The 1,595-nt window shown below is 45.5% G+C and carries 4 protein-coding genes; all 4 read left to right on the top strand.

Annotated features, from left to right (window positions below; all coding sequences use genetic code 11):
- Positions 1–22 precede the first annotated feature (22 nt).
- Complete coding sequence (locus tag J7R10_RS08030; protein WP_010704502.1) at positions 23–421, top strand: helix-turn-helix domain-containing protein; 399 nt, start codon at positions 23–25, stop codon at positions 419–421.
- 69 nt (positions 422–490) lie between these two features.
- On the top strand, positions 491–1,099 hold the full coding sequence (locus J7R10_RS08025; protein WP_010705304.1) for a glycoside hydrolase family 19 protein: 609 nt from the start codon (positions 491–493) through the stop codon (positions 1,097–1,099).
- Positions 1,096–1,383, top strand: a complete 288-nt coding sequence (locus J7R10_RS08020) for a hypothetical protein (RefSeq protein ID WP_010705303.1) — start codon at positions 1,096–1,098, stop codon at positions 1,381–1,383. Before J7R10_RS08025 ends, J7R10_RS08020 begins: the two co-directional genes overlap by 4 nt.
- Positions 1,376–1,595: hypothetical protein (locus J7R10_RS08015; protein WP_208436424.1), on the top strand; the 220-nt coding region annotated here is incomplete at its 3' end. The genes J7R10_RS08020 and J7R10_RS08015, both read left to right, overlap by 8 nt.

The raw sequence follows: 1,595 nt of genomic DNA, 5'->3' as shown, positions 1-1,595 counted from the left end.
TAAAAGCGAGGGGTAAGCATGCATGCAAGAGGAAGTCTATAGCGATTTTCCTGCTTTATTGCGTGAAATAGCTGATGTTGCGGGCAGTGAGGCAGCATGGAATATGATGCGGGCTTTTGGTGGACGAGAAGTTTATATACCCGGTCGTCTTGAGAATGCCGATTGGTTGATTGAAATTGTTGGGTTTGCGGAGGCGCAGCAATTGATCAAGCATTTTTGTTTTAACGGTGCTGGTGTGCGCCTTCTTATCCCCCTTGGCAAAGATGCTGAACGGCGGCAAAAAATGATAGAAGCCTTGCAAAAAGGCTGGTCGGCGGATGAGGCAGCTGCTGTTTCTGGTATGCATGTGCGTACGGCTTATCGTTTGAAGAAGAAGATTTCTTCGCGAGAACCTCAAGGTCTCTTATTTCCAGAGCTTTAATTGAGTCTTGAGATGTTTGACTGACAGTGTCAGACTTATATTGGGGGGCAGAAATCCAATAAACTGAGAATGGATTTATTCATTCATTGGTTTGTTATGGTTTCGATAGACAGTTCTTTTCTTCATAAGCTCGCTCCTAAATTGGTTCATCATGCGCGCCAAGATTTTATTATCGTTGAAATGGCACGGGCGTTGCCTGAAGCTTTGTCTTATGCTGGGATAACGACAGGTTTGCGTATTGCGCATTTTTTAAGCCAATGTGCGCATGAGAGTGATGGCTTTTTTACGGTGTGTGAATATGCCTCTGGGCGTGCTTATGAGGGGCGCAAAGATTTAGGCAATGTTAAGCCAGGGGATGGTGTGCGCTTTAAGGGGCGCGGTTTAATCCAATTAACGGGGCGCAAGAATTATCAACGCTTTACGCAGTTTTGGTGTTCTGTCAATGAACAGGCTGTTGATTGTGAAGCTTTTCCAGAAATGGTGGAAAGGTTTCCAGCAGCGCTTTGGTCTGCCATTTGGTTTTGGCAGATGAGAGGCTTGAATAGATTAGCAGATCAAGATGATTTGCTAGGGATTACCAAGGCGATTAATGGAGGGAAAAACGGGCTTTTGCAACGTTTGACCTATTTGAATCGCGCCAAAAAGCTTTTGGGACTTGGAGATGAGGTGGGGGGATGAAGCCGTCTTATCGTGGTTCTAGACTTTATTTATGGTGGTCTTTTTGGTTTGCTTGGGGGGTTATTTTTTTGCTTGTTTCTGGTGGTTTGTGGGGAGCACCGCATATTGTTGATATGGCGGCTATTTCTATTCCCTCAATGGTGGCGATTATTGTTGGTAATTTGGGTGTGCACCGCGGTTTTGGTTCATTGGATTTTTCCAATAGGAAGCATTCCAATCAGCGGCATACCAGCTCTTATGATGTGGGAGAGAGAGCGCATTGGGGGGATAAGCACCATGTTTAGCCCTCTTTCAAAACTGTCTTTTGGTTTGCTTTTTTTTGCGAGTGTGATGTTAGCGGCTTTTGGCTTTATGAAAGCGCAAGTTTTAAAAGCGGAAAAGGCGCGTGATTTGTATTGGCAGTTTGAAATTGCCAAGGCTTCAGCACGTGCACAGCGTGAGCTGGAGCGGCAAAGGCAAACAGCAAATGCAGCTGAGCATCAAGCACAAGGGGTGA

It is taken from the genome of Bartonella vinsonii subsp. berkhoffii ATCC 51672 (genome assembly GCF_902825225.1).
Taxonomy (GTDB): Bacteria; Pseudomonadota; Alphaproteobacteria; order Rhizobiales; family Rhizobiaceae; genus Bartonella; species Bartonella berkhoffii.
Note: the sequence above shows the minus strand (reverse complement) of the source record. Positions and strands in the feature narration are given on the sequence as shown.

What these genes read in the sequence shown, in the direction of transcription:
- J7R10_RS08030 (WP_010704502.1), top strand. Translation starts at nt 23, where the DNA reads ATGCAAGAGGAAGTCTATAGCGATTTTCCTGCTTTATTGCGTGAAATA.
- J7R10_RS08020 (WP_010705303.1), top strand. Translation starts at nt 1,096, where the DNA reads ATGAAGCCGTCTTATCGTGGTTCTAGACTTTATTTATGGTGGTCTTTT.
- J7R10_RS08025 (WP_010705304.1), top strand. Translation starts at nt 491, where the DNA reads ATGGATTTATTCATTCATTGGTTTGTTATGGTTTCGATAGACAGTTCT.